At 65.7% G+C, this 25,213-nt stretch carries 23 protein-coding genes (1 of these 23 cut by a window edge); 17 read left to right on the forward strand and 6 right to left on the reverse strand.

Annotation, left to right across the window (positions count from 1 at the left end; genetic code table 11):
* Positions 1–7: 7 nt before the first annotated feature.
* A complete protein-coding gene (locus AKJ09_RS25920; protein WP_146650236.1) occupies positions 8–1,144 on the reverse strand; it encodes a lipin/Ned1/Smp2 family protein in 1,137 nt (378 codons plus the stop codon).
* A 102-nt stretch (positions 1,145–1,246) separates the two neighbouring features.
* Between AKJ09_RS25920 and AKJ09_RS25925 the strand changes: the two genes are divergently transcribed.
* The 6 genes from AKJ09_RS25925 (at position 1,247) to AKJ09_RS25950 (ending at position 6,499) form a co-directional block, all read left to right on the forward strand.
* On the forward strand, positions 1,247–2,041 hold the full coding sequence (locus tag AKJ09_RS25925; RefSeq protein WP_146650238.1) for an HAD family hydrolase: 795 nt from the start codon (positions 1,247–1,249) through the stop codon (positions 2,039–2,041).
* On the forward strand, positions 2,038–2,574 hold the full coding sequence (locus AKJ09_RS25930; protein ID WP_146650240.1) for an RNA-binding protein: 537 nt from the start codon (positions 2,038–2,040) through the stop codon (positions 2,572–2,574). Before AKJ09_RS25925 ends, AKJ09_RS25930 begins: the two co-directional genes overlap by 4 nt.
* Before the next feature lie 61 nt (positions 2,575–2,635).
* A complete protein-coding gene (locus tag AKJ09_RS25935; RefSeq protein WP_146650242.1) occupies positions 2,636–3,172 on the forward strand; it encodes a hypothetical protein in 537 nt (178 codons plus the stop codon).
* 130 nt (positions 3,173–3,302) lie between these two features.
* Positions 3,303–4,445 (forward strand): acyl-CoA dehydrogenase, encoded by a 1,143-nt coding sequence (locus tag AKJ09_RS25940; protein WP_146650244.1) that lies wholly within the window; start codon positions 3,303–3,305, stop codon positions 4,443–4,445.
* Positions 4,442–5,266 (forward strand): AgmX/PglI C-terminal domain-containing protein, encoded by an 825-nt coding sequence (locus AKJ09_RS25945; protein ID WP_146650246.1) that lies wholly within the window; start codon positions 4,442–4,444, stop codon positions 5,264–5,266. Before AKJ09_RS25940 ends, AKJ09_RS25945 begins: the two co-directional genes overlap by 4 nt.
* An 84-nt stretch (positions 5,267–5,350) precedes the next feature.
* Positions 5,351–6,499, forward strand: a complete 1,149-nt coding sequence (locus AKJ09_RS25950) for an acyl-CoA dehydrogenase family protein (RefSeq protein ID WP_146650248.1) — start codon at positions 5,351–5,353, stop codon at positions 6,497–6,499.
* 94 nt (positions 6,500–6,593) lie between these two features.
* On the opposite strand, the gene AKJ09_RS25955 is transcribed toward AKJ09_RS25950, so the two are convergent.
* Positions 6,594–7,289, reverse strand: a complete 696-nt coding sequence (locus tag AKJ09_RS25955) for a hypothetical protein (protein ID WP_205633803.1) — start codon at positions 7,287–7,289, stop codon at positions 6,594–6,596.
* A 141-nt stretch (positions 7,290–7,430) separates the two neighbouring features.
* On the reverse strand, positions 7,431–7,622 hold the full coding sequence (locus AKJ09_RS25960) for a hypothetical protein (RefSeq protein ID WP_146650252.1): 192 nt from the start codon (positions 7,620–7,622) through the stop codon (positions 7,431–7,433).
* Between the two features lie 139 nt (positions 7,623–7,761).
* Between AKJ09_RS25960 and AKJ09_RS25965 the strand changes: the two genes are divergently transcribed.
* From AKJ09_RS25965 to AKJ09_RS25985, 5 genes are all read left to right on the forward strand, one after another.
* Positions 7,762–8,001, forward strand: a complete 240-nt coding sequence (locus AKJ09_RS25965) for a hypothetical protein (RefSeq protein WP_146650254.1) — start codon at positions 7,762–7,764, stop codon at positions 7,999–8,001.
* Between the two features lie 72 nt (positions 8,002–8,073).
* Positions 8,074–8,622, forward strand: coding sequence for an RNA polymerase sigma factor (locus tag AKJ09_RS25970; RefSeq protein ID WP_146650256.1), 549 nt, complete (start codon positions 8,074–8,076; stop codon positions 8,620–8,622).
* A gap of 19 nt (positions 8,623–8,641) precedes the next feature.
* Positions 8,642–9,157 carry a hypothetical protein gene (locus AKJ09_RS25975; protein WP_240488591.1) on the forward strand — a complete coding sequence of 172 codons (516 nt, stop codon included), beginning with the start codon at positions 8,642–8,644 and terminating at the stop codon, positions 9,155–9,157.
* A 218-nt stretch (positions 9,158–9,375) separates the two neighbouring features.
* On the forward strand, positions 9,376–10,026 hold the full coding sequence (locus tag AKJ09_RS25980) for an outer membrane beta-barrel protein (protein WP_169927865.1): 651 nt from the start codon (positions 9,376–9,378) through the stop codon (positions 10,024–10,026).
* Positions 10,027–10,175: 149 nt separating this feature from the next.
* Positions 10,176–10,739 carry a DUF6892 domain-containing protein gene (locus AKJ09_RS25985; protein WP_146650262.1) on the forward strand — a complete coding sequence of 188 codons (564 nt, stop codon included), beginning with the start codon at positions 10,176–10,178 and terminating at the stop codon, positions 10,737–10,739.
* Between the two features lie 5 nt (positions 10,740–10,744).
* Here the strand turns inward: AKJ09_RS25985 and AKJ09_RS25990 are convergent, their stop codons facing one another.
* Positions 10,745–11,362, reverse strand: a complete 618-nt coding sequence (locus tag AKJ09_RS25990; RefSeq protein ID WP_146650265.1) for an SMI1/KNR4 family protein — start codon at positions 11,360–11,362, stop codon at positions 10,745–10,747.
* A gap of 477 nt (positions 11,363–11,839) precedes the next feature.
* Here AKJ09_RS25990 and AKJ09_RS25995 point away from each other — a divergent pair, with 477 nt between their 5' ends.
* Both AKJ09_RS25995 and AKJ09_RS26000 read left to right on the forward strand, forming a co-directional pair.
* Entirely contained in the window at positions 11,840–16,420 is a 4,581-nt protein-coding gene (locus tag AKJ09_RS25995) for a phosphodiester glycosidase family protein (protein WP_205633804.1), read from the forward strand.
* 11 nt (positions 16,421–16,431) lie between these two features.
* Positions 16,432–17,235 (forward strand): LamG domain-containing protein, encoded by an 804-nt coding sequence (locus tag AKJ09_RS26000; RefSeq protein ID WP_205633805.1) that lies wholly within the window; start codon positions 16,432–16,434, stop codon positions 17,233–17,235.
* Positions 17,236–17,297: 62 nt separating this feature from the next.
* On the opposite strand, the gene AKJ09_RS26005 is transcribed toward AKJ09_RS26000, so the two are convergent.
* Positions 17,298–17,810 (reverse strand): hypothetical protein, encoded by a 513-nt coding sequence (locus tag AKJ09_RS26005; protein WP_146650266.1) that lies wholly within the window; start codon positions 17,808–17,810, stop codon positions 17,298–17,300.
* Between the two features lie 160 nt (positions 17,811–17,970).
* Between AKJ09_RS26005 and AKJ09_RS26010 the strand changes: the two genes are divergently transcribed.
* From AKJ09_RS26010 to AKJ09_RS26025, 4 genes are read left to right on the forward strand one after another with little or no spacing between them, the layout of a single operon-like run.
* Positions 17,971–19,143 (forward strand): AAA family ATPase, encoded by a 1,173-nt coding sequence (locus AKJ09_RS26010; RefSeq protein ID WP_169927866.1) that lies wholly within the window; start codon positions 17,971–17,973, stop codon positions 19,141–19,143.
* 7 nt (positions 19,144–19,150) lie between these two features.
* Positions 19,151–19,570: a bpX5 domain-containing protein gene (locus AKJ09_RS26015; RefSeq protein WP_146650270.1), complete on the forward strand. Its 420-nt coding sequence runs from the start codon at positions 19,151–19,153 to the stop codon at positions 19,568–19,570.
* Complete coding sequence (locus tag AKJ09_RS26020; protein ID WP_146650272.1) at positions 19,567–21,345, forward strand: hypothetical protein; 1,779 nt, start codon at positions 19,567–19,569, stop codon at positions 21,343–21,345. Before AKJ09_RS26015 ends, AKJ09_RS26020 begins: the two co-directional genes overlap by 4 nt.
* A complete protein-coding gene (locus AKJ09_RS26025; protein ID WP_146650274.1) occupies positions 21,345–25,118 on the forward strand; it encodes a bpX6 domain-containing protein in 3,774 nt (1,257 codons plus the stop codon). Before AKJ09_RS26020 ends, AKJ09_RS26025 begins: the two co-directional genes overlap by 1 nt.
* 24 nt (positions 25,119–25,142) lie before the next feature.
* Here AKJ09_RS26025 and AKJ09_RS26030 read toward each other — a convergent pair whose 3' ends face one another.
* Positions 25,143–25,213: the 3' portion of a hypothetical protein gene (locus tag AKJ09_RS26030; RefSeq protein ID WP_146650276.1), read on the reverse strand. Its footprint extends 916 nt past the window's final position; the window shows 71 of its 987 coding nt (coding positions 917–987); the start codon falls outside the window, past its right edge — the gene reads right to left on this strand; it ends in the stop codon at positions 25,143–25,145.

The following is a 25,213-nucleotide window of genomic DNA, read 5'->3' on the forward strand; positions in this document are numbered from 1 at the left end:
AGAAGGACTACAAGCAGAGCTCCGCGGAGGCGTTTGCGGTGGAGAGCAGCTCCTCGTAGCTCTGGATGCGTCGCCCGCCCTGCGCGTCGGTGTCGATCAAGATGCGGCGGTCGGGGGGGACGTTGGCGTTCGCGTAGGCGCTCGCGTCGTTGCTCGAGCCCCCGAAGGCCCATTCGACGGTCAAGCCGTGGGCACGGAGCAGCGCGATCTCGTCGGTCAGCTGACGCGTCGGATCGCCGTCGCGCATGCTCGGCAGCGTGTGGACGATCCCGATGGGAAAGCCGCTCTGCGCCAGGAACTCGCGGGTTCGACCGGTCAGCGGACCCGACCGGGGCGTTACGTAGATGGCGCGTGATCCTTTCTGGGCGAGCTTGGCAAATACGGCGGCCGCATCTTCGCGTGCGCCAGGAAGTTTGCTTTCCAAGAGCATGTCGTCGTCCGAGCGACCGTTGCCGGAGTCGTCGGTCAGCGTTCCGTCGATGGTGCTGACGAGCAGCGGCGTTTCCTTCGCGACGATGTCGACGATCAGCTCGGTGAAGCTCAGATCTCCCGCGACGACGAGCCGGACCCGGTGTCGTCCTTCCGCGAGTGCCTGGGCTTGCGGAACGGCGAAGTAGATGTGGCCACCGTCGTCGGGAACGTTCTCGATCGTCGGGAGCGTGCCTGACGTGGTGACCGCCGTGCCGAGTTTCTCCCACGGTCGGCTGGGATCACAGTCGCGCTCGACGTAAACGTCGACGTCTTCGTCGACGAGCGGAACGTCCGCGGCGCCGTAGGCAATCTTGCCGAGGATCCATTGCGTGTCTCCCGTTGCGTAGATCCCGTCGCGCCCGCGGTGTCGCGGCTCGCCCAGCCGCACGAGGGCCTCCGAAAGCAGGTTGGTGAAGGGGCGTGCGCGTTCGGGCACAGGGGCGCTCGGGTCGTCGCACGAGGGCTGGGGGACGCACGCCGGGACGAACGGGTAGGTCGGTTGCGGATCCGCCGTCGGTCCCGTCTCGGCTTCGCGGCCTGCGTCGCGCACCTTCGGCGAAGAGGGCCTGTCCTCGGGGACGGCATCGGGGATCGGCGCCGCTTCGGTGCCGCACGCCACGACGAGGAGGACCGGGACCGCGGCGAAGACGCCGAACCAGCACGTGCACCTCATGCCTCGGTGCCAAGCAGGACGCGGACCACGGCCGGGCCTGCTACTGCGGCGACCACTTGCACGGACCGTGAAGGCGTGCGGCGAGCCGTGTATTCTCGGAGTGTGCAGAGCGCGAAAGTCGACGAGGTTCTCGAGCGCATCGAACGTCATGCGGAGCGCGAGCCCGGCGGTGCGATCGCCTTCGATGGCGACGGCACCCTCTGGTCGGGGGACATCGGGGAAGACTTCTTCCACGCCTTTCTCGAAGGCAATCACACGGGCGCTGGAGCTCGCGACGCACTCGCCGATGAAGCCAAGGCGCACGGTGTCGATCCGAACGGCACACCTACCGACGTCGCGCGCCGCCTCCACGCCGCCTACCTGGCCGGCTCGTTTCCGGAAGAACGCATCTGCGAGATCATGACGTGGGTGTGTGCGGGCTGGACGGGCGCCGAGCTCGATGCCTTCGCCTCGCGCGTGGTCACGAGCATCGCGCTCGCCAGTCGCTTCCACGAGGAGGCTCATCGCGTCGTTGCCTGGGCGCGCGCGCGTGCGCTCTCCGTCTATCTCGTCAGCGCGTCTCCGAGGGCCATCGTCGAGCAGGCGGCGAAGCTCGTCGGCATCGAGCTGGCGCACGTCGTGTCGGCGACCGAGCACCGTGACGAGCGGGGAGTCGTCCAGTCGTCGGTGCATCGCCCGATTCCGTACGGGCCCGGCAAGGTCACGCGCCTTCGCGAGAAGCTCGGAACTCGGACGCTTTACGCGGCCTTCGGCGACAACGCCTTCGACGTGCCCATGCTTCGCGAGGCGAGGGTGCCCGTTGCAATCCGCCCCAAGGCGCGTCTCGTCGAACGGGCCGCCGAAGTGCCTGGCATCGTCATGCTCGAGCGCGTGTCTTCGAGTATGGTGGTGGGGTGACGGATCGGAGCGAGCTCGAAGCGTTGCGCACGCGGGTGGCCAACCAGGCTGCATCGCTTGCCGAATCGGTGACCGACGGATTCGACGGCTTCCACATCGGTGCCGGCGATTACGTCGTCGAGCTCTCGACACCCGAAGGGCCTTCGACCGGTGGCGGCAAGCAAGCACGCCAGAATCTGTGTCTCGTGCCTCGCCGCAAAGGCTATCCGGTCCTCGTCGCTGGCACCGTCGATCCGGTGATCAGCACCGCGGAGCTCCGCACGTTCGAGCACGTCGCCGTGTTGCACGAAGTGCGTTTCCGGCGGCCCCTCGAGATCACGGGGGACGAGTACGCGGACTTCCTCTCCAAGGCGAAGATCGTCCTCAACCTCGCGCGCATTCGTGCGACGCAGATCGAGACGCCGCCGGAGCTCCTCGCGCAGCGCAAAGCAGCGGGGAAAATTTCGATGACGGCGGTCGTGATCTTCGTCGTCGTGCTGCTGCTCGCGGCGGCCGTCGCCTTCCGCGTGGCGTCGACCCTTCGCGGCTCCTGATCGTGCTCGTTGGCGCCGCGTCGCTGCGCGGCGTGTGAGCTATCCGTGTTAGGCTAGTTCGATGGTGGCTGGGCCGGCTGGTGATCCGCGCGAGCTCGACGCGCTCAAGACGCGGATGACGCGAAAGTTCACGACGCTCGCGGACGACGTCAACGCGCAGCTCAAAGACGTGCGCGTCGGCAAGCTCGCCTACCAGCCCGAGCTCCTCGCGCCGGAGGGCCCCTCGACGGGGGGCGGCAAGCGCGCACTCCAGCACCTGCGACTGCGCTCGCTGACCAAGGGCGCGGGAGAGGTCGTCGCCGGATCGGTCAACGGTGTCGAGCAGTGGGCCGAGCTTCGCGATTGGAACCATGTCGCGCTCGTCTACCGGTTGCGCTTCAAGCGGACGATCGGCCTGACGCCCGACGAGTGGCAGGCCTTCCTCGAGCGCGCGGAGAGCGTCCTACATGGTGCCGAAATCACCACGCGGCGCATGCCACCGCCGGCCGAGTTGCTCGAAGAGGCGCGCCAGGACCGGCTTCGCAAAACGGTTTCCTGGGCCGCGCTTACCGTCGCCGCGGTGGGGCTTTTCGTGGTGGCCGTGCTCGTCGCTCGCTAGCTCCGACGAGCGCCCTCGAGCCATCCTGGAACTATCCTCGTCGGTTGGAAGAGCCGTCGGAAGACTCGCTGGAAGAAGCGTGCCAGTCCGCTGTTGAAACCAGCGTCCGCCCCACCTAAAGAGAGGGGCAATGGATTTCGATCTCACCGAAGAGCAGCGTCTTGTCCGTGACACCGCCCGTGATTTCGCCGCCCGCGAGATCGCGCCGAAGGCCGCCGAGATCGACAAGTCCGGTCGCTGGCCGAGCGAGATCGTCGCGAAGATGGCCGAACTCGGCTTCCTCGGCATGGCGATCCCCGAGGAGTACGGCGGCGCCGGCCTCGACAACGTCTCCTACTCCCTCGTCATGGAGGAGATCAGTGCGGCGTGCGCTTCGTGTGGCGTCATCATGAGCGTCAACAACTCGCTCTTCTGCGACCCGATCTACAAGTTCGGCACGCCCGAGCAGAAGAAAGAGGTCCTCACGGCGTGCGCGAAGGGCGAGAAGCTCGGTTGCTTCGGCCTCACCGAGCCGATGAGCGGTTCCGACGCGCAGACGATGGCCACGAGCGCCGAGAAGGTCGACGGCGGCTGGGTCATCAACGGCGCGAAGAACTGGATCACGAACGGTCCTCACGCCGACTACATCCTCGTCTTCGCCATCACGGACCGCAGCGGTTCGAAGGTGAAGCACACGGCCTTCCTCGTGCCGAAGGGCACGCCGGGCTACACGCAGGCCTCGCCGGACCACAAGCTCGGCATCCACGGCGCGCACTCCTGCACCGTGTTCTTCGAGAACTGCAAGGTGCCGGACAGCGCGGTCGTCGGCAACGTCGGTGAAGGCTTCAAGGTCGCGATGGCCACGCTCGACGGCGGCCGTATCGGCATCGCCTCGCAGGCGCTCGGCATCGCGAAGGCCTCGCTCGAGACGAGCGTTGCGTACGCCAAGGAGCGAAAGAGCTTCGGCGTTCCTATCTCGCAGCACCAGGCCATCCAGTTCATGCTCGCCGACATGGCCGTGGAGCTCGACGCAGCCCGTCTCCTCACCTGGCGCGCGGCCAGCATGAAGGACGCCGGAACGCGTCACTCGATGCAGAGCGCGGAAGCGAAGCTCTACGCGAGCGAGATGGCGACGCGCGTGGCCCACAAGGCCATCCAGATCCACGGCGGCTACGGCTATTCGACGGAGTTCCCGGTCGAGCGCCACTACCGCGACGCGCGCATCACCGAGATCTACGAAGGCACGAGCGAGATTCAGCGCATCGTCATCGCGGCGAGCTTGCTCAAGGCATGAAGGCGCTCCTTCCGTTCACGGGTCTGCTCCTTCTCTCGGCCGTTGGTTGTGGCGGCAGCACGCCTCCACCGAAGGTCGAGGAACCCGCGCACGAAGAAACGGCGACCACGCGCCCTGCCTCCACCCCGCAGGTCGCGCAGGAGCTCGGTTCGATCGACCAGCGTGCGGTCGAGCAGACGTTCAATCGCCTGCAAGACCGCATCGAGACCTGCCACAAGGAAGGTCGCGATCGGGTCGAGTACCTCACCGGCGACGTGAAGGTCTTTCTTCGCGTCGATGGCAACGGTCGCGTCCGCTACGGCTATTTCGAGGAGACCACGGTCGGCGATCGCGCAAGCGAGAAGTGCATCCTCGACGTCTTCCGTAGCGCGCAGTGGCCGAAGCCCGAAGGTGGCGAAGCCGAAGTGCGCTACGGCTTCGGCTGGGGCCCGGGCGGTGAGCGTGAGCCCACCTCGTGGGGACCCGAGAAGGTCGTCGTGCCGCTCGACGCGTCGAAGTCGATCAAGAAGGACGTCGACAAGTGCCGCGCCGGCGGCAAGGGCGACTATCGACTGACCGCCTACGTCGTGGAAGACGGCGTGGCAACGAACGACGGCTCCGAAGACCGCAACGCGAAGCCGAACGGCAAGGGCGGCAAGCCCACGCCGAAGCAGTCGAACAAACAGCACAAGGCCGATGGCGGCGGGAAGTTCCAGGCGCTCGGCATCGCCACGTCGACCAAGGAAGCCGCGGCTCAGGCCGATTGCGTGGTCGACGCCATCAAGGACCTGAAGCTCCCGAGTCCGGGCAGCTACGCGGCGAAGGTCTCGTTCACACTCTGACACTCCTTCCGAGCCCGACGATTTTCGATCGGGCTCGGTCGTTTTCGACGTCCGATTTCTGGGGGCCGCTTTCGAGGCTTTGCGATGGATTTCTCGCTGAACGAAACGCAGACGATGGTGCAGAAGGCGGCGCGTGACTACGCGACGCGCGTGATCATGCCGGAGGCTTCGGCCATCGACAAAGAGGAGCGCTTCCCTCGCGAAATCCTCAAAGGCCTGGCCGACCTCGGCCTCATGGCCGTCAACGTGCCCGAGGAGTTCGGCGGCGCGCAGGCCGGTCCCGTCGCGTACGCGCTCGCGATGCAAGAGGTCGCGCGTGCGTGCGCCTCGACGGCTGTGACGATGGCGGTCACCAACATGGTCGGCGAAGTCATCGCCACGTTCGGCACGCCGGAGCAGAAGGCGAACTACTGCCCCAAGCTCGCGAGCGGTGAGTACGTCGCGGGCTCGTTCGGTCTCTCGGAGCCCGAAGCGGGAAGTGATCCCGGCTCGATGCGCACGACGGCCCGCAAAGAGGGCGATTCGTGGGTCATCGACGGCCAGAAGCAGTGGATCACGAGCGGCGCGCACGCCGGCGTCATCGTCGTGTGGGCACGCACGGGTGAGCGCGAGAAGCTCCCCGGCACGCGCGGCGTCTCGTGCTTCCTCGTCGAAGGCGGCACGCCGGGTCTCAAGATCGGCAAGGCCGAAGACAAAATGGGCATCCGCGGTTCGAACACCGTGAGCCTCTCGTTCGAGAACTGCCGCGTGCCCGAGTCGGCATTGCTCGGTGAGCTGAACGGCGGCTTCAAGATCGCCATGATGGCGCTCGACGGTGGCCGCATCGGCATCTCCTCGCAGGCCATCGGCATCGCGCGCGCGGCGCTCGAAGAGGCCGTGCAGTACGCGAAGGATCGCAAGCAGTTCGGCAAGTCGATCGGCGAGTTCCAGGCCATCCAGTGGAAGCTCGCTGACATGAAGCTCGCCCTCGATTCGGCGGACCTGCTCGCGATGCGCGCCGCGTGGCTCAAGGAGCAGCGCCGCCCGTTCTCGCGCGAGGCCTCGATGGCCAAGCTGTTCGCCACCGAAGCGGCGAACCGCATCGCCAACGAGAACGTGCAGATCCACGGCGGCTACGGCTACACGCGTGAGTTCGCCGCGGAGCGCCACGTGCGCGACGCCCGCGTCACCACGATCTACGAAGGTACGAGCGAAGTTCAGCGCATCGTCATCGCGCGCAGCACGCTCGCCTGAATCAGGCGGCGACTTCGCTCGCGGCATGCACGGCCGCGATGCCGACGGCGGGATCGTGACTCACGTCCCCGACGTCGGCGTCGCTGCTCGCTGACTACTTCTTCACGAAGCGATAGATGGCGAGTGACTTGCCGTAGGGCTGCAGGAGCTCGAGGACCTGCTTGTTGAGCCTCGTCTCGGAATTGTAGGGCAGGGGCGCAGCGGCCGAGACGGGGCACGTTCCGGTGTTGGACGCCGGTGACGTTCCACCCGCACCGGGAGCGAGCGTGAACGTTCGATGGTGCGTGCCGGTATTGGCGATCCGCGCGACGGTCTGGACCGTGCCGACGCCCGCGCCGTCGACCGTGAGAGCGAGCGTCTCGCGGAAGCCGGTCGGCAGGAACTGATTCTGGCAGAAGTTCGGCGCCCCGAGGGCCACGACGGACTCGAGGAGATAGGTGCCGCCGACGAGCGCTCCGCCGTGCGTGGGCGGCCTGACGGAAGCACACGTCGAGGTCACCGCTTGTCCCTCGTTCGCTAGCGTGTTGCAGGGCCCACCGTCGGTGCCCGCATCGTCGGATGGGTCACCGGCATCGGGATCGATGTTCGACCCACCGTCAGTGACGGCTTCGCCGCCGTCGTCCGACGATGCGTCACCGCTCGTGGGTGAACCGTCTTCATCACCCCCGTCGTTGCTCGCGTTGTTCGTGGATGCGGGCGTCACGCTCGCCTCGCTTCCTCCGCACCCTTGCGCGATGGCCGCGCAGCCGAGGAGAAACACTCCGACAAAAGCCAAGTCTCTACGAAGCATGCACACCTCCCGTCGGCCTCGTGTGCAAGGGAACGGCCACGCTGGCGTCGTTGTATCCTCCGAGCTTCTTGCGGCGAGCGTGTCTTGCCGGCGTGGGCTCACCCGAACGTCGTTGCGTTCACCCCCCGCACCTCGTTCGGTTCAGGACGAGCGGGCGTTACGCGGTGAGACGGCCCGGGTTGCGGCGACCTCGACGGTGAGGGGACCGCACGCGGCCGTTTCTCCACTGCAGCACTCGGCCTGGTTCACTCCGAACATCGGACAGCCGTTACGCACGCAGGCAGCGTGACCGTGGACGTAGGCCATGGGTTCGCGGCAGAGCGCACAATGCATTTCATCAGCATACCCAAACTGGCCTAGCCAGGGCTGAAATGGCCTGATTCTGCGGGAAAATGCCCCCAGAAATCGTCCGGGCGGGCTGTCACGGAGCTGTTCTTCCGCGCCTATTCAAGGTGCAGGAGGAAACGCTTCAATGATCAACCTCATCCGTACCCATTGGCGGAAGATCTCGACCGGGCTCATGGTGTTCACGGTTCTCGGAACCGGCGCCTTCGCGGCCAACTCGTACTTTGCCGGCGATTGCTGCGCGCCGGGAGCGGCCTGCTGCAAGCCGGGCGCTCCGTGCTGCAAGGGCGGCGCTCACGGCAAACACGTCGCCAACGCGGGTGAGAACGCCGCGGAAGGCGCCGACAACCACGTCGCGGAGCGCTGAACGCTCGAGCGTGTCGGGTAAGGCTGGGCTTTTGGGTTCGGCCCTCCGCTGGTATGCGCATGCGAAGACGCGATGGATGAACGCTCCTCGATCCGAACGCTCGACGCCGACATGGCGCGTCTCGCGGATGGCGATCGAGATGCGTGCGCCCGCGTCTTCGCGGCGCTCTGGCCCGTGATGGTCGCGTTCGCCGAGAAGACGCTCGGCGCGTCCGCCGATGCCGACGACGTCGCGCAGAAGGCGATGGCGAAGTTGTTCGCACAGGCGTCGGACTTCGATCGTGACAGGCCCGCACTTGCCTGGGCGCTGTCGATCACCGGTTGGGAGTGCCGGACGGTGCTTCGTCAGCGGCAGCGACGCCGTGAAGACGTGCTGACGCAAGACGTTCACGACGGCGTTGCTTCACGCGACCGGGATCCCGAAGAGCATGCGGTGCTGAGAGGCCTTTCGGAGGCCGTTCGAACCTCGCTCGGTGAGCTCTCGGTTCTGGATCAGGAGACGCTTCGCGCGGCGTTCTTCGAAGAGATGGGCGTCGGCGCCGAGGGCTCGACGTTCCGCAAGCGCAAGGAGCGCGCACTCGACCGACTGCGCGCAACGTGGAGAAGGCTCTATGGCGATTGATCAAGCTGCCGCTCTGAAGATGGCACTCCGCTCGTACGAGCGAGGTCGTGCCGCGCGCGCTGCGATGTTCGCCGCCCCGCTCGCGGCCACCGCGCTTCTCGCCGTCTGCCTGGGAACCACGCCGTCTCTCGCGCTAGGTCTCGGCGTGGCGCTTCTCGCGTCGTCGTGGTTCTTCTTGTGGCGCGGACAGTCGTTCGGACGCGCTGTGTTCCCCGGCGTGCTCGCGGGCCTCATGCCGCTCGGTCTCGCGCTCGCGGCGCGTTCGTACGGTCACGTCTGCACGGGCAGCGAGTGCGTTTCGCTCTGCGTCCCTGCGTGTACGGGTGGAGGTCTGCTCGCTGGGCTGCTCATCGCACGCGCCGGCAGGCACGTGACGTCGAAGCTCACGTTCTTCGGGAGCGCGTCGCTCGTCGCGGGGCTCATCGGAGCGCTCGGCTGTTCGTGCGTCGGTGCGGGCGGCGTCGTCGGTCTCGCCGTGGGCTTGGCATTCACGCTCGTGCCTGCGTCCATCCTGCGTCCGCAGATGAGTCGATGAGCCGGTAAGCGGTCTGACCGTTTCACGCGTAACGGATTCCAGCAAACTCGGCTCTGCGGCACGACCGCGCGATGGGTTGTGTCCGGCCGAAAATGCTGCCGACCTTTGCACGGTCTGAGATAGTCCTCCGTCGAACGATTGGGCTTCGTCGGGCGAGACGGAGAGAAGTCCGTTCCCTCACGCTCGGCATTCAGCCCCCCAAATCGAGGGGAGACTTCATGCGTAAGATCGTGACGTTTGCTTTGGCCTTCGGCAGCCTTCTTTTTGCCAGCAGTGCGTTCGCTCAAGGTGCGCCGCCTGCAGGCGCGGCACCTGGTGTGGCCGCGAATCCGACCAGCGCCGATGCGCCTGCGAAGACCGACGATGGTGACGACGGCAAGAAGATCGGACTCGGTGGTGATCTTCTGTTCCTCATCCCAACGGGTGACTTGGCAGACGCCACGGGCCCGCAGATCGGACCGCTCTTCCGCGCGGGTTATCGGGTCATCCCCGCGCTCGAAGTGACCGGTCGTATCGGCTACCTCTTCGCCTTCTCCAAATCGGTAGGCCAAGTCGACAGTAGTGTGACCACCGTTCCAATCTGGGCGGGCGCTCGCTACTTCTTCATGGAGCCCAAGGCCGGTCTCTACGCGGGAGCCGAGGTCGGTCTCAATATCATCACGGGCCACGTGAGCGGCGGGGGAGTGAGCGTTTCGTCCGACAGCCAGACGCGCTTCGGCGCCAATATCGGCGCAGGCTACGTCATCAGCAAGGAGCTCCCGATCGACATCCGTGCCCAGCTCACGATGTACAATCTGCTCGGCAAGGAAGACGGCGAGAAGACGTACCTCGGCGTCGGACTAGGTGCAGGGTACACGTTCCAGCTCTGAGCCCCGAATCGTGAGACCCGCGCCGGCGGCTATTCTCCCGCGAGAAGGGCCGCCGGCGTTGTCGTTCGTCGCGTGCCGGAGACACAGTTGTGACCGGCGCGGGCGCAAGATTCTCGGGGAAGAGCCCAAGGCTCGTGCCGTAGGATCACATGATGGATCGCAACCTGAAGCTGGCCGTGATCTCCGTGTTGATGGAAAAGGGGCTCTACACCTTCGACGATGCGCCGTTCGCGAAGATCGGCGATCTGACGAAGCGCATGACGAAGGTGCTCGACTACTTCGACAAGCTCGAACTCTCCGAGGAGCAGCTCGCGGCGGTCGACGAGATCAACCCCGACGGCGGTGACCTCGTCTACCAGAGCGTGTTCGGCGGTGGCGAAGGCAACAACATCTTCCGCGACAACCTCAAGAAGCTCAAGATTCGCTCGCTGGAAGGGATCGGCGCCTGCAAGAACCTGAAGACGCTGAAGCTCGATGATGAGTTCTCACGGAAGAATCTCAAGATCGCGCCGCTCGGTGAGCTTGCCGAGCTCGAGGTGGTCGATATCGACGTCGCGTTCACCGAGCTCGAGGCGCTCCTGTCTTGCCGCAAGTTGAAGAAGGCCAGCATGGGTGGCGGCCTCACGGACGAAGAACAAGCCGTGGTCGACGAGCTGCTCAAACGCGGCGTCGAAGTCTGGGTCGACAGCAGGCGCCAGCCCAATCCGTCCTGAGAGGGTCAGAGGCCGTCGAACGGGTTGAGCGGCTCCCGCTTCTTCGCGCATGCGACCCAGCGCGCGACGAACTCGGAGAACGACTTCGTCTTTCGGCCTACCGGGCGCCCATTTTCGTGATCGCGTTCGACGATGACGACGCGGTCGTCGTTCTTCGTTTGAAGCGTGAGCATCACCCAGAAGGCCTCGTCCTCGTCGTCCTCTCCGTCCGCCATGAACGGGAGCATCTTCGACAGGTCGAGGCGTTTCTTCTTCGCCGCCACCGCCTTGTCTTCGTCGGAGAAACAGGCCATCGCGGCCTTCCGAGCTTTCTTGACCGCCGCGGGACGGAGAATTCGAAACGGCGCGGGCTCGTCGTCGCTTGCCGCGAGGAGGGTCCCTGCGCCGACCGTCGTCAGGAGCTCTCGATACGCCGAAGGTAGAAATCCCGCACTCGGCTCGAGCTTGGCGATCGCCGCGGCCTCGAGCGCGCGGAGCCCGCGTAGGGGGTGATCCCAGCGGTTGGCTCGGAGCTCCTTCATACCCTCCACGGGATCGTCCTCGATGAGCGTGGGAACGTACTTCTTCACGTACCAGTCTGCGTAGGCGTCGAAGACCTGTTTGATGGACGAAGTCACTTTCATCTGTCTCCTCGAGTCCGATGCAACGGTGCGTCGAATCCGTCGAGCCCCAGGCTACGCGACTTCGAAGTCGTACCGGGCGAGGAGAATGTCCTTCCGGGACGAGTCGCATTCCTCGGCGAACCCTCGAGGGCCACGCTGTCGAGCGGCGGTCTACTCAGCAAGGCATCGTCGTTGGCGAGAGGTCGGTAGCTCTGGCGTGGCGACGCGAGGACGCGAGGACGCGAGGATATCCGGGGTACTCGCATAAGGCGTTTCGATCCTCGGTATTGTCAGTCGTTGGTTGACAGTCATAGCCAAGTATCGGGTCTTCGATTTGGCATCACGTACGCAGTCACCTGACGACACTGTGGGCCGCAGCTCATGCTGAGGCGGCTCGAATCGATCGCTCGAGCGTCATGATGGTGCCACGCAGCGCCGTTACGGTGCGCCCCCTCTCGCGTACTTCGTAATTGCTATTGCTCAGGTGGAGACTCCAAGGTGACGTATTTCAAAGGCCGAATCGGCCCGGTGACGTTCTTGCCTTTCGTGGTGATGACCGCGTCGATCCTGCCCGGGTGTAGCGACGACAGCCACGGTGAGGTCAAAACGGTTTACCGGGACCGTACCGTGAACCTGCCCGGCCGCACCGAGAACGTGTCGTACGTGGACGACCTCTCGGGCGACGAGGAGCTCAGCGCGCACATCATCCCGCCGCCGGACAACGCCGATGCCTTGTTCGCGCCGGTGCCGGCGCCGGTCGTGGAGGGCACCACCGCGCGTGAGACCGAGCCGACGGTGATCAGCGACTTCTCCAAGTTCGCCGTGAACGACGACCTCACCATCACGCGCGGGAAGCTCAATCACACGCGCAACGAGGCCATCATCAGCGCCGACTTCAAGCTCGGTCAGAGCCTGTCGATGGTGCCGCTGAACCGCTCCCAAGGACAGTTCACCTTCGAGCGCACCACGACCACCGCCGACTACGCCATCGACCAGCACCACCAGAACATCATCCTCGCGGTCAACGCCGATCCATACGACGTGACGCAAGGCTGGAACATGGGGCTGATCAAGGCCGGCGGCCTCACCTACACGGGCTTCTCCGACGCCAACGAGCAGGCGGTGGTCGTCTACAAAGACGGGCGCGTCGACATCCTCGAGCAGGTGCCTCGCTTCACGCTGAAGCTCTATTCGAATGGCCAGTCGGCCGGCGCCCTCGGGGCGGTGCACTACTTCGACAACGCCTCCCAGACAAACAAGGTCTTCAGCCGCGGCACGTCCACGAAAGAGCTCTACTCCGCCGAGAGCTATCGCGGCACGGTGGACATGCGTGGCCGCAAGGGCGTGTTGATCCGCGCGGAGGCGAACGCGATCAGCGTCGTCGAACGCGGCAATGGCCAGCCCAGCGTCCAGCTGCCTCCGCTCTCGGGCGAGGTGGTGGCCCGCGTCGACGACGTCGCCAACTACGTCATTCCTGCCGGTCGCGCACTGCTCGTGGACGACGGTGCGTTTGCCGTCGGGGCTCGCATCGACATCCGCTACGAGACGGACGATCCGACCTGGAACGACGTGGACAGCGCCATCGGCGCCGGCTTCGGCCGTGGCCTGCTCGTAAAGGACGGCGCGCTCGGAAGCAACCAGGGCGAAGTCGCTGCGAGCAGCCGCACCGCCTTCGGCATTCGCGCGGACGGCAGCTTCTTCTTCCTCACGGTGGACAAGCCCGTCGGCTCGCAGACCGATGGCATCACCGAGACCAAGCTCGCGCAGCTGATGATCGGCTACGGCGCTGTGCGCGCGGTCAACTTCGACGGCGGCGGATCCACCACGCTGGTCGGCCGTTTGCCTGGCGAACGCTACACGCACCTGCTCAATGTGCCCTCCGACGGGCCCGAACGCGTTACCGCCACGAAGTGGGGCCTGGTGCTCGACGCGACGAAGGCGAGCTACGAGACCACGAACGTGGCCGTCTACCCGCGCGACATCACACTGCTCGCCGGCTCGACGTACCGTCGCTTCCGCGGCGTGGGCTATGACAGCCGTTCCTGGGAGGGCGGTGGTGAGGTCCCCGATTACGGCATCAGCGACGCCTCACTCGGTCTGATCGACCCGCATACCGGAACCTTCCGCGCTGGCGACCAGAATGCCCAGGGCTACGTCGTCGTGCAGGTGGGCCAGAGCAAGGGCGTGGCTCGCGTGCGCGTCACGAACGAGATCGACGAGATCCGGTTCGACACGCAGGAGAAGGCCGTCGACAGCGGCGCCACCGTCACCTTGTCTCCGAAGCTGCTCAGCGGCGGCGCGGAGGTCGTCTATTCCGGTGGCGTCATCCAGTACAGCGTCGACAACAGCGCCGACTGCGCCCTCGACGCGCAGACCGCCACCGTTACCGCCGCGCACGTGCAGGGACGGAGCTGCACCATCACCGCCACCGCCGCGGGCAAGAGCACGCAGCTGAAGCTCAACATCGGCGTGGCGCCGATGATCGTCGCCGACTTCGAAGGCGACACGAGCATGTTCGTGGCCGCTGGCGCCCGCCAAAAGACGGTGAAACTCGAGAAGGTCACCGATCAGGTCTTCGCGGGCACTACCTCGATGAAACTGAGCTGGACGGCCGATCCCGGCCAGCCCGGCACGTTCGGCGCGTACCTGACCGATCCCAAGAAGGTCACCAAGCTCGTTGGCTATCCGAAGTACCTCGGCGTCAACGTCTACATTCCCGACGAGCTCGCCGGGAAGGTGTGGTGGGTGCGCGGCCTCATCAACGACGCCGACGGTAAGAGCGTCACCATCAACTACAACAACGATGGCGACGCGCTGCCCGAGCGCGGCTGGCACTTCATGAAGGCGGAGATCCCCGGCGGTTATCGCGAGCCGTTCGTCTTCAACCAGCCGTTCCGCTTCCTGGTCCTCAAGACCGCCGAGCGCATCGACTCGAGCATCATCCTCGACAACTTCACCGCCATCTACAGCGACAACACCGACCTGACGGGGCCGGGCGTGACCACGAGCCCCGCCGCGGACGCGGAGATCACCAGCGCGTCGCCGGTGATCTCGCTGCAGGTCAACGACACGTCCGGCGTGAAGTTCGACAGCGCCTACGTCGCGATCGACGGCGTCGACGTCTCCGGTCAGCTCACGAACAACGGCAAGGACCGCGTGGAATACGCGGCCAAGAGCCTCCGTGACGGCTGGCATCGCGTCGACTACCGCATCAGCGACGTCAACGGCAACGTCACCGCCGATGACTACCTCTTCTCCGTGAAGACCGGCGCGCCGCGTCTGTTCGTCGACAGCGAAGGCGTCACGTTCTACCCGGGCGGCACCTTCCAGCTGCCGATCCGTGTCGAAGGCGGCGCCGCGGCCTTCACCGACCTGGGGCTGTCGCTCGACTACGACGCCACCAAGGCCGACATGACGGTGGTCGACGCCGACCTCCACGCCGCCAACGTCACGAGCCGCGTCGGTCACTGGGACGGCCACTTCACCGGCTTCGGCCCCGGCACGAGCGTCGTTGCCTACCTGAAGCTGCACGTACGCGACTACGTCCAGAACACGGCCGTCTCGGTCGTGGTCAACGGAACGCTCGACGGCGCCACGTTCTATCATCCGGTGATCCGCAAGGAGGTCGGCAGCCGCTACCGCCTCATGACCCAGTGGGGCATCAGTGGCTCGGCGCTGCAGATGCTGGTGGTCGACCCGGTCGGCAAGCCCGCGCCTGGCGTGACGGTCGAGACCTTTACGTACAACAGCGCGAACGACACGATCGCGAACATCACGGTCCTCGGCACCACGGACAGCGAGGGCAAGCTCACGGTGCCGCTGCCGAGCGTCACCAATTCGTCGACCGCGCTCTATCGCGCCTACGACGCCCAGGGCTCGTCGCTCATGACCCAGGTGCAAACCCTCGTCGAGCGGCTGACCCCGAGCCCGCGCTATCTCTACCTGACGCCGGGCCAGGACACGCGGAGCGTCAACGTCACCTGGTACACGTCTACCGACGTGACGGGCTCGCAGGTTCGCTTCGGCACCGGCTCGCTCGACCAGACGCGCGAAGGCACCTCGACCATCCTCCCGTTCTTCTACGGTACGGAGGCCGGCGTCGTGCGCGTCCACCACGTCACGCTCGACAACCTCGCGCCGGGGACGCAGTACCGCTACCAGGTGGGGGACGGCGCCGCCAACGTTGCCACCGAGCGACGCTTCACCACCGACGACGGCGACGACCAGGTGAATATCCATCTGTTCGGCGACACCCAGACGCTCTCGGACACCAACGTCTTCAACGGCAACGGCTTGGTCACCGAGCTTTACCGGAAGATGCAGGCGCAGCTCCCGAAGGGCGACCTCATCATGCACGCGGGTGACGTCACCGACGACCTCACCGACTACCGCCTCGTGCGTCTCTTCCTCGAGGCGATGGAGGGCGAGGACATGATGGACTCGCGGCTCTTCGTGACGGCCGAGGGCAACCACGAAGTCCTCAACGAGGGCGCGGACAAGTTCGCCGCGATGTTCCCCTATCCGCAGCGCAACAGCGGAGTTGCCTCGCCGCTCGACAAAGCGGTCTACAGCTTCGATTACGGTAATGCGCATGTCGCGGTCATCAGCAGCGAGCTCGCCGACGAAGGCGACTGGACGAAGATGATGACGTGGCTGCTGGCCGACATGACGGCATCCACCAAGACGTGGAAGCTCGTCATGCTCCATCGCCCGCCGTACAACGGGAATCCCGAGTCGGGTAACGGCCGCGTGATGAAGTACCTCCCGCAGGTCGTCGACGAGGCGGGCATCGACCTCGTCATCTCCGGCCACGATCATATGTATTCGCGCAGCCTCCCGCTGCTGTCGGGACAACCGAACCCCGCAGGCGCCACGTACCTGATCGCCGGCTCGGACTCGGCGAAGTACTACGACAACAACGGCACCGGCATCGCGCGCTTCGCCGACGTGCTCTTCGACGACAACGTCAACACCTACACCACGCTTCAGATCCGTGGCGGCCAGCTCAATGTGCTGACCCGCACGTTGAACGGCACCGTGGTCGACGACACCGTGCTCTCGCCCCGCTCGGCACGCTGAGGAGAACGAACGTGAAGTTGCTCAACTATGGAATGCCTCTCGCCGCCTGCATGGCGCTGCTCGTCGGTTGTGGCGGCAGCGATGATCCGCAGGACGAGATCCACTACGAAGACCGTGTGGTCGAGGTGCCGGGCGAAGTGGTGACGAACCGAGTCGAATACATGCCGATCGACGGCTTCGTACTCGGGTTCTGGACCATGGATACCGACGCGAACTGCACGGGCCCATGCCTGAACGATCACTCGGCGTACGGCAATTCGCTCTACCTGGGCGACATGGCCTTCGCGCCGGTCACGCAGGCGCCTACGCAAGCCGGCGACGGCGCCGTCGACGAGATGCTGCACCTCGACGGTAACGTCCAGGCCAGCACGATCGACGGTTCGGTGTTGAACGACACGCTCGTCGGCGAGCGCTTCAGTGTGCTCCTCCGCGCGCGCACCCAGGCCGACGAGCTCCACACGTTGTTCTCGCTCGGCACGGCGTCATCGACGGCGCTGAACGTGCAGCTCTCGCGTCACTCGCTGCTCGTGGAGCTCCCGCGGCAGCAGAAGAGGCTGCTCGTCCCGCTGAGCGACGCCTCCACGTGGCAGGAGATCCAGCTCGCCTCCGACGGCGAGCGGGTGACCCTCCAGGTCGGCTGCACCCAGGTCGCCTCGTTCGACCGCGCGCCTGGTCAGCCAATCCTGAGCAACGCTGCGACGGGTGTCATGGTCGGCGCCCGCTGGGGCGAGCCCGCGAGCGACGCCTTCACCGGCGACGTGGACCTGGTGCGCGTGAGCCGCCAGTCCGAAGCCAACCTGTTCTGCTCGAAGTAGCCAAATGAGAACGCGGGCGACGGGAGTTCTCCTGTCGCCCGCGTCGTCGCTAAGAAGCGCGATTACCGCGCGTGATACGTCGTCGAGCGCCGGTCACCCTTCTTCGAGAGCTGTCCGGATTCCAAAGCTGCGTCCACGACGCGCTTGAGCTCGCTCTTCTCCCACCCGAGCTCCGTGCGGATATCTTCTGCGCGAAGCCCTTCTTTGCGTCCGCGCACGACCTCGAGGAGCTCCTCGAGCATCGGATCGGTCTCCTCTTCCTCCGCCTCCTCGGTCTCCTCTTCCTCGGTTGCCTCAGGCTCCTTGCGCGACGCCTTCTTTGACGGCTTCGGAGCGCGCTCGGCTTCGGCGGGCTTCGCGACGGGGGCGGCTTCCGCCAGTTCCATCTCGCTTTCGGTGCTCTTTTCGGCCGTCGCCGACTTCTCGGCGGGGCTGACCTTGGGCCCCAGCGCGGCCACCCTCTGCCAGTAGTCGTTCTTCTTCTTGGCGAGCTCTTGCTCGAGCCGCTCGATGTCTGCGTTGAGGAGTGCGAGTGCCTTGCGTTCTTTGCTCAGACGGCTGTCTTCGAGATACATGCGTGGCTTCGTGCTAGTCGGGCTGGCGTCCCTTCGCAACGGATTGACGCGGCGTCACTGAGAACAGGCCATTGGGGACGAAGCGCGCCTTCGCGTCTCCTGCCTCCCCGACGTTCCTCCGTCGATTGGGGCGAGCGCGGCCCCATGCTATCCATGGCGCGTGTCCAACCTCAGTGCTGCCGTCACGAGGGTAAAGCGCTCGATCGCCGAAGCGTGCCGCGGTCTCGTCGACCGTCAGTCCATCGTCGAACTCGTCGTGCTGTGTGCGGTCGCGAAGGAGCACCTGCTCGTCGTCGGTCCCCCAGGAACGGCAAAGAGCGAAGCGGTTCGCAGGATCGCCCGTCGTCTCGACGGCGTGTACTTCGAATACCTCCTGGGCCGCTTCACCGAGCCGTCGGAGCTCTTTGGCCCCGTCGACCTGCGAAAACTGAAGGAAGGCATCGTCGAGACCTCGACGGCAGGCATGCTGCCGGAAGCCGAAGTCGCTTTCCTGGACGAGGTCTTTCTCGGCTCCACGGCGATTCTCAACACGCTGCTCGGGATCCTGAACGAGCGTATGTTCCGTCGCGGACACACGACGTTGTCGTGTCCCATGCGGGTCTGCGTCGGGGCCGCGAACCGCCTGCCGGACGACGAACAGCTCTCCGCATTTGCGGATCGATTTCTCGCCCGCGTGTTCGTGGCGCCGGTGGAAGATGCGGTGCTCGAGGACCTGCTCGAGGCCGGGTGGAGCGGAGAAGCTGTCGCTCCACGCGACGACGGTGAAACGAACGTGGGCGGCGAGCCAACGTCGATGGCGGACGTCGACGCGCTCTCCCGCGCAGCATTCGCGATGAACCTCACGAACGTGCGCCCGGCTCTCGCCCGCGCCGTGCGGACACTTCGCGCGGCTGGCATCGAGTGGAGCGATCGTAGAGTCGTGAGAGTCCAGCGTCTGGTCGCGGCTGCAGCGGTGCTTGCGGGGCGATCGGAAGCCACGGACGCAGACTTGTGGCCGCTCGTCTTCGCTCTGCCGACGGAGGAGGCCCAGCGCGTCGGTCGCGATGCGCTCCGCGACTTGCTCGTGCGTTCCGAGAACGTGAGCCTTCTCGCCGCCGCCGCCGAAGGGTCGCTTTCTCCGCCTGCACGCTCTGCCTTGCTGCTGAAAGACGCCGCCGCGACGTTCGCCGCGCGCCCGACGGCAACCGAAGGCGAGGGGGCATGGCGTCTCCAAGTCGAAGCCATCGCGCGCGAAATCGACGCCACGTTCACGACGGCGACGATGCCCGAAGAGATTTCCCACCTTCGTTCGCGAGTCGTCGCTGTCCTCGGGGAGCGACCTTTACTCGGGTGAGCTGCCCATGGTGGCGTTCGTGCCCCGCGATGTACCCCTCGAACCTCGAGCGGTGTTTGGATTCGGCGACGTCGCTCGTTCGCTCGCCGAGCGTCTGCTTGCACGCGACGACGCAGCGCTCGCGACGCTCCGTGGCCTGAGCTGGGCCGACGGATTGCTGGTTCTCGGGCCGACGGTGGATCTGCCTTGGGCCGACGGCGTGTCGTATTTGGGCCAAGACCCCCAAGCTCCGCGGCTTCTTCTTCCGACGCAAGTTCGTCCAGACGTGCCGCTCGACGCGTTCGAACGCGCTCTCGTGCGTCAGGCCGGGAACATCGAGCCGCCGCTTGCCGTCCTATCGAACCCACCCCGCCTCGTGTCCGTCGTGTCCGCGCGCAGCATCGCACGCTCTCGACTCGTCGCCTGGCTCGCCGAGTGGGCGTCATGAGCCCGGCATCCGTAGCTTTGCCGAAGTCGCTCGCTCGCTGGCAAAAGCAGCTCGAGCTCTTCCCCGAAGCCGTCGCGCGGGACCTCGGTCTGTTGGCGGATCGCCTAGCGTTCGTTCTCGGACCCGCCGGAACCCGGGCGGCGACGCAGGGGGAATTCGATGGCTTTTCGGGACTGTCGCGACGCGGTTCGTACGAGCGACTGTTGCCTTCGGAGTGGCTTCTTCAGGAAGCGCTGCCGGAGGAATTCGTTCGTCGCGCCATGGCGGGAGAGCATTCTTTCTTCGAGCTCGCGCGACGGTCCGACACCGAAGCAAGTCACTCGGTCGTGCTCTTCGATGCTGGCTGCGACCAGCTCGGTGCACCACGCGTCGTGCAGCTGGCGCTTCTGATCGTGCTTGCACGCCGGGCCGAGACCTCCGGTCGTCGGCTGGCATGGGGCCTTCTCCAAGACCCCAATACCATCGTTCACGAGAGTGTCACGAAAGCGGGGGTGCGGACATTTCTCGCTTCGCGCTCGGACGCTCGGCCGTCGGGCATCGATGCAGAACGTTGGAAGACGCGTCTGAAAGGCCGACCTTGGGCGGAGCGCTGGGTCATCGGCTCCGATCGTTTGGAGACGAGCTCGTCGTCCCTCGGAGCGGAACGAATTGCGGTCGTGGAGTCGTTGGAGCTCGGCGTCGCGCCGCGCGTCGAGGTCCGCGTCCATCGTCGGGAATCGATGCGGGGCCGGACGTGTGTTCTGGAGCTGCCGCCCACGGGCGCCCTCAGCCGTATCCTTCGGGATCCGTTCCAGGACGGCCCGCCGCGTCGCCGAACGACGACCCGACTCGCTGCCGCGAGCCCATTGGTGTTCTCCTTCGATGGGCGACGTCTCTGGGCGAGAGGCATGGCCGGCGAACTCGTGACGATTCCTATTCCGAATTCGGCACGAGCGAATCCTGGAGCCGTCGGGGTCGTGAGCTTTCGGGCCAACGCGGAGGTCGTCGCGGTCGGTCTGTGCGAGAAACGAACGAAGGTCGTGGTCCGCGATGACGATGGATACGTTCTCCACGTACTCTCCAAGCGTGGAAACACGATTAATCGAAGCACGCGCATCACGGCGACGCATGGGACCATGCCGTCCGCGCCGCCACGGATGCGGGCGCTGGGAACGGTCGGATCGACCCGTACTTTTTGGGTCGACGGAGACGGGAGACTCGTCGAAGCGACGGACGTTGGCTTCTCCCATACCGACGTTTGCGGTGTGATGGCCTGGCGACCGACGTGGAGGGGGTTCGCGGTGCTCGTGGGAAAGCCTTCTCCTCCGCACGTCGTGACCACGCAAGTTTCGCCCACGGGCCGGACCGAGTACGTCCCCAACGGTGTTCGGCTCTCGTCTCCATCGTTGACGACAGAGGCCTTCTTCGGCGACGAAGCGATGTCCCGGACCGTGGTTCATCGGCGATCCGAGACGACGTGGACGCTCGTGCGACAAGACGAAGTGACGCACGTTCGACTGTCTGCGGGGAGCACGTGCATCGGCTGCGTCGAGATCCTCGGGCCACCGCTGACGACCTACCTCGTCGTCCTCGACGCTGATCGCATGGGCGTCTGGATCAAGACGTCGAGCGCGGAGAAGCTGCTTTTTCGCTCTTCATCGCGGATCGCCTCGATCACCGTGAGCGATGTGTCGCGCGAGATTGCCTATCTCACGGAGACGGGGGAGCTGGTCGTCTTCTCGACCGCGGCGAACCAGGAACTTCTCCGCCTGGCCGCCGGCGAGGTCGTGGGCTGATGGCTCCCTTACGTCCTCGTCGGCCGACCCATCGAGGGGCCGTCCTCGCCGCAGGCATCGTCGTCGATGCTCGCACGTCGGCCGAGGAGCAAGCACGCTCGCGGGTCCTTCGCGAGCTGGTCCGCGAAGGCGGAACTGTCGACCGCCTCGAAGATTCGTACGTCATTCGTTTTCGTCGAGATGCGCTTCGACGCTGCAATGTTGCGAGCGGCACGCTCCTCGTGCGGAACGAGCGATGGCTCGCGGGACTGCCCCTCGACCCGGACGAGCGGCATCGATTGCTCGCGGAACATCCGTCGTTGGCGCTCGGCGGCGCGAGTGGCGAACATGTTGTGCTAGCAGCCGGCGGTATCGCTACGGTCCACGTGCTCGACGGCGAGCCCGTCGACGTGGCAACTTGGATCGACGTTTCGTCCTTCCTCCCCGTTACGGAAGTATCGGCGTTGGGTGACGACGTCGCTCCCTCCGTCGAACGGACGTTGCCGGCTTCGAAGGATGTACGGTCCGTATTCGGAGCTCCGCCGAAGACGGGCGAAGCCGACGGCCTGCTGGCGGCTCTCTCGACGATGGCAACTGCCCCCGCGCCCGCGAAGTCGATGACCGTTTCGTCGACTTCGGGGCCACGGTCGTGGAGTGGGCTGCCTGTCCCAGGCCTGGTCGCTCGCCTCTTGTCCGTGCTCGCGGCGGTGCTCGATGGTTGGGCGCGGTCCACGTCGAAGCGGGCAACGTCGTCGCTCTCGCTAACCCATGGCCCGACACTCGGCCATCTGCTTTCGAGCTGGTTCCGTCGCGTTGCTGCTCGCCTGCTCGTGTGGGGGCGCATCGGACCATGGCTCGGGCGCAAGCATGCGGCCTACGTTTCCGAGCTATTCGACGCCTTCGAACGCGGCGACTTCGACGAAGTCTTGCGGCGTGGTATTCCGACGCACGGCGACGAGGCCGCGGTCTCCGAATCGGAGATGGCGTTGTCGTTTGCCGAACGTCAATCGTTCGAGATTCGGATTGCGAAAACCACGCTGGACGCCTCGGTGGCCCTCGGCCCTAGGCTCTTCGGTCTCCTGAAAGAGAAGTATCGCGCGCTCGCGACCGTCCTTGCGAACCGCGGCGAGATCGACAAGGCGGCGTTCGTCCTCGCCGAGCTTCTCCAAGCGACCGAAGAAGCCGTCGCTTTTCTGCAGAAGCACCGACGCTACGTGCTCGCGGCGCAGCTCGCGGAAGCCCGCGAGTTGCCGCCCGGCATCGTGGTCCGAGCCTGGTTTCTCGCGGGAGACAAGCAGCGCGCGATTTCGATCGCGCGTCGAACCGGTTCGTTCGCCGAAGCCGTTCACCTGTTGGAGCGGTCGGACGCTGCTGCCGGTCGGGCGCTGCGCATGCTTTGGGCGGAGGTCCTCGCCGACCAGGGCGCGTTCGCGGCGGCCGTGGACGTCGTCTGGTCGATCGACGAAGCGCGCTCCCTCGCGAAGGTATGGCTCGAACATGCCGTGGCGGCGGGCGGCATCACGGGCATGCGCGCGCTCGTGAAGAAGCTCGTCTTGTCCCCCGAGACGTTTTCGGTCGCGCACGAGACGTTTCGTCGGATGGCCCTGAACGACGATGACGATGCTGGACTCGTTGCGATGGCGCGCGAGCTCGCGGCTCATGTGCCCAATGAAGCCACGCGATTGCTCGCCAAAGTCGTGGTTCGCGAGTCGTTGTCGCGCGCGAACGGTGTCCGCGACAAGGATCACGAGCGACGTATTCAGAAGCTGCTGGAGATCGCGGCAGACGATGCCTTGCGCGTCGACGTCAAGAAGACGCCGACGCGATCGGCCGCGCGCGAGGACTGCCCGCATGTCGGGGTGCGGGCGGTGGTGAGCTCGGCGCCGGGAGCCGCAAAACAAGCCGCCGAGAACGCCGCGTTCGTAAGCCTTCTCGACGGGTCCGCTCCGTGGAGGGCGACGCTCGCGGGTGATGTCTCGGAGCGGGGCGTCTTGTTCGCGGTGCTCGATGGCGTGGGAGGGTTGGCGGGGACCGAGGGATCGGCCGCGACGTTCGTCGCTCGGCATGTCTGGGAAAGGCTTCGCGGCGCACACCTTGCGCTCCAAGGCGCCATCCCCTCCCGCGACCACGCGTCGGCGACGCTCGGCGAGGCATGCCGCTTCGCCAATCGCGAGCTTCTACGCGCGAAGCAACGACAACCGCAACTCACTGCACTGACGAGCGGGACGTTTGCCACGGTCGTGGGGACGGCCTTGATCGTCGCTCACGTCGGTAGCGCCCGCGCATATGTCCTGCGTGGCCGAAAGCTCACGCAGATCGTCACCGAACATTCGTTGAAAGAGTACCGTCGGCGTTGCGGCGAGAGTCTCGACGTGACCTTGGAGCAACACGACAACGTGCTCGTGTCCTCCTTCGGTGGGGGCGTCAGGCTGTCCTATGACCTCGTCAGTTTCGAACTGCGTCGCGGCGATGTAATCTTCTTGTGTTCCGAGGGGCTCTGGCGCGTGCTCGACGAGGAACGTATGCGTCACTCGCTCGTCCTTGCCACGTGTGAGCTCGCGTGCGCGGACTTGCTCGCAAAGGCCCAGGCTTCTTCGGCTGTCGATGACGTCGCGATCGTCGTGGCCTCGTTCGACGGTGAGGGGCTCGAGCCGGCGCTTTCCGACGACGTCGAGCTGACGGCGCAACTCACGACGTTCGGGCACGCCGAAGGTCCAGTGGAGGGCGAATCCCCATCGATGTGGCACGAGTCGACGGGGAGTCTTTCGATGAAGGCCCCAACGATTCACCATCGTGCCCGGACGGACGTCGGCGCGGTCTCGATTCTCGACGCGGTCGAGCTGCCGGGCGGTGGATGGCTTCTCGCGCTCGGGGAAATGGGGCTACGGCTTCTTTCTCCCGATGGAACGCTGCTCGTGCAGTTCAAAGAGCCGGCGCATCGCATCGTTCTTTCCGACCACGGCACGCGCGCCATCGTCGTGACGAGGCGCGGGGAGACCACCCAACTCGCGCGCTTGGACTTGGTCACGCGTCGTCTTCGATCCTGGTGTGATGCGCGGATCGATGCCCATGCAACGGATTTCGACGGCGGAATTTGGTACGTGTCCTACCGAGACACGCTGTTTGCGATCGACGCCCTCGACGACGAGTGGACGCACCTATGGAGTGTGTCGGCAATGGCGGACGGGCGCGGACGCGTTTCGTCGATCGAGCGGACGTCCAGGGAAGGGAAGCCGGAGCACGATTCATCGGTTGTCCTCGCCGTTCTCGTCGTGTCCGACGATGGGGTACCCGTCCGATGGACGTTCGAGACGAAGCGGCACGTCCTTCGTTCCCGAGCGGACGTGACACTCGAACCGTCGCCACATCCGCGGGCGGAAACGCTGGTTGTCTCGGCGGGGGGCGCGGTTCTCGACTTCCAGCACGCGGTGGCATCCGACGACGCGCCCGTGCTGGTCGCGCGATGTTGGAACGAAGGATGGCAGACGCGCATCATTCCGGAGGTCGCGTCCCCCCTCGCTCCAATCGGGAACCACGCGTGGCACGTGTTCCCTTCGCGAAGCGAGCACGGTCTCGTCCTTTGCGTCGTCGAGGCCGGCACGTGGCGGCCGATGTGCGAGATTCGCTTGGATGCCCCACCGGATCGCGCGAATTCCGGTCGCTTGCTCTCGTTACAGCGACGCCTCTACGCCAGGCTCCGCGGTCATCGGCTCGTCGCGTTCGACGACTACGGGCGTCTCGTCGTGGTGACACTCGACACAGGACGCGTTCTCCGCGAGCTGCGCGTTGTCTGAACTGTCGCTCGTGGTCTATCGAGACTACTTGTTGACGCTTCGATCGAGCTGGCGGCTGCCATCCTTCGATTTGAACCACGAAGAGCGTATTTGGC

It is taken from the genome of Labilithrix luteola (assembly GCF_001263205.1).
Lineage (GTDB): Bacteria > Myxococcota_A > Polyangia > Polyangiales > Polyangiaceae > Labilithrix > Labilithrix luteola.

Coding starts and splice junctions, on each gene's coding strand:
- AKJ09_RS25920 (WP_146650236.1), bottom strand. CDS start 1,144: ATGAGGTGCACGTGCTGGTTCGGCGTCTTCGCCGCGGTCCCGGTCCTC.
- AKJ09_RS25935 (WP_146650242.1), top strand. CDS start 2,636: ATGGTGGCTGGGCCGGCTGGTGATCCGCGCGAGCTCGACGCGCTCAAG.
- AKJ09_RS25940 (WP_146650244.1), top strand. CDS start 3,303: ATGGATTTCGATCTCACCGAAGAGCAGCGTCTTGTCCGTGACACCGCC.
- AKJ09_RS25945 (WP_146650246.1), top strand. CDS start 4,442: ATGAAGGCGCTCCTTCCGTTCACGGGTCTGCTCCTTCTCTCGGCCGTT.
- AKJ09_RS25950 (WP_146650248.1), top strand. CDS start 5,351: ATGGATTTCTCGCTGAACGAAACGCAGACGATGGTGCAGAAGGCGGCG.
- AKJ09_RS25955 (WP_205633803.1), bottom strand. CDS start 7,289: ATGCTTCGTAGAGACTTGGCTTTTGTCGGAGTGTTTCTCCTCGGCTGC.
- AKJ09_RS25960 (WP_146650252.1), bottom strand. CDS start 7,622: ATGCATTGTGCGCTCTGCCGCGAACCCATGGCCTACGTCCACGGTCAC.
- AKJ09_RS25965 (WP_146650254.1), top strand. CDS start 7,762: ATGATCAACCTCATCCGTACCCATTGGCGGAAGATCTCGACCGGGCTC.
- AKJ09_RS25970 (WP_146650256.1), top strand. CDS start 8,074: ATGGATGAACGCTCCTCGATCCGAACGCTCGACGCCGACATGGCGCGT.
- AKJ09_RS25975 (WP_240488591.1), top strand. CDS start 8,642: ATGGCACTCCGCTCGTACGAGCGAGGTCGTGCCGCGCGCGCTGCGATG.
- AKJ09_RS25980 (WP_169927865.1), top strand. CDS start 9,376: ATGCGTAAGATCGTGACGTTTGCTTTGGCCTTCGGCAGCCTTCTTTTT.
- AKJ09_RS25985 (WP_146650262.1), top strand. CDS start 10,176: ATGATGGATCGCAACCTGAAGCTGGCCGTGATCTCCGTGTTGATGGAA.
- AKJ09_RS25990 (WP_146650265.1), bottom strand. CDS start 11,362: ATGAAAGTGACTTCGTCCATCAAACAGGTCTTCGACGCCTACGCAGAC.
- AKJ09_RS26005 (WP_146650266.1), bottom strand. CDS start 17,810: ATGTATCTCGAAGACAGCCGTCTGAGCAAAGAACGCAAGGCACTCGCA.
- AKJ09_RS26015 (WP_146650270.1), top strand. CDS start 19,151: ATGGTGGCGTTCGTGCCCCGCGATGTACCCCTCGAACCTCGAGCGGTG.
- AKJ09_RS26020 (WP_146650272.1), top strand. CDS start 19,567: ATGAGCCCGGCATCCGTAGCTTTGCCGAAGTCGCTCGCTCGCTGGCAA.
- AKJ09_RS26025 (WP_146650274.1), top strand. CDS start 21,345: ATGGCTCCCTTACGTCCTCGTCGGCCGACCCATCGAGGGGCCGTCCTC.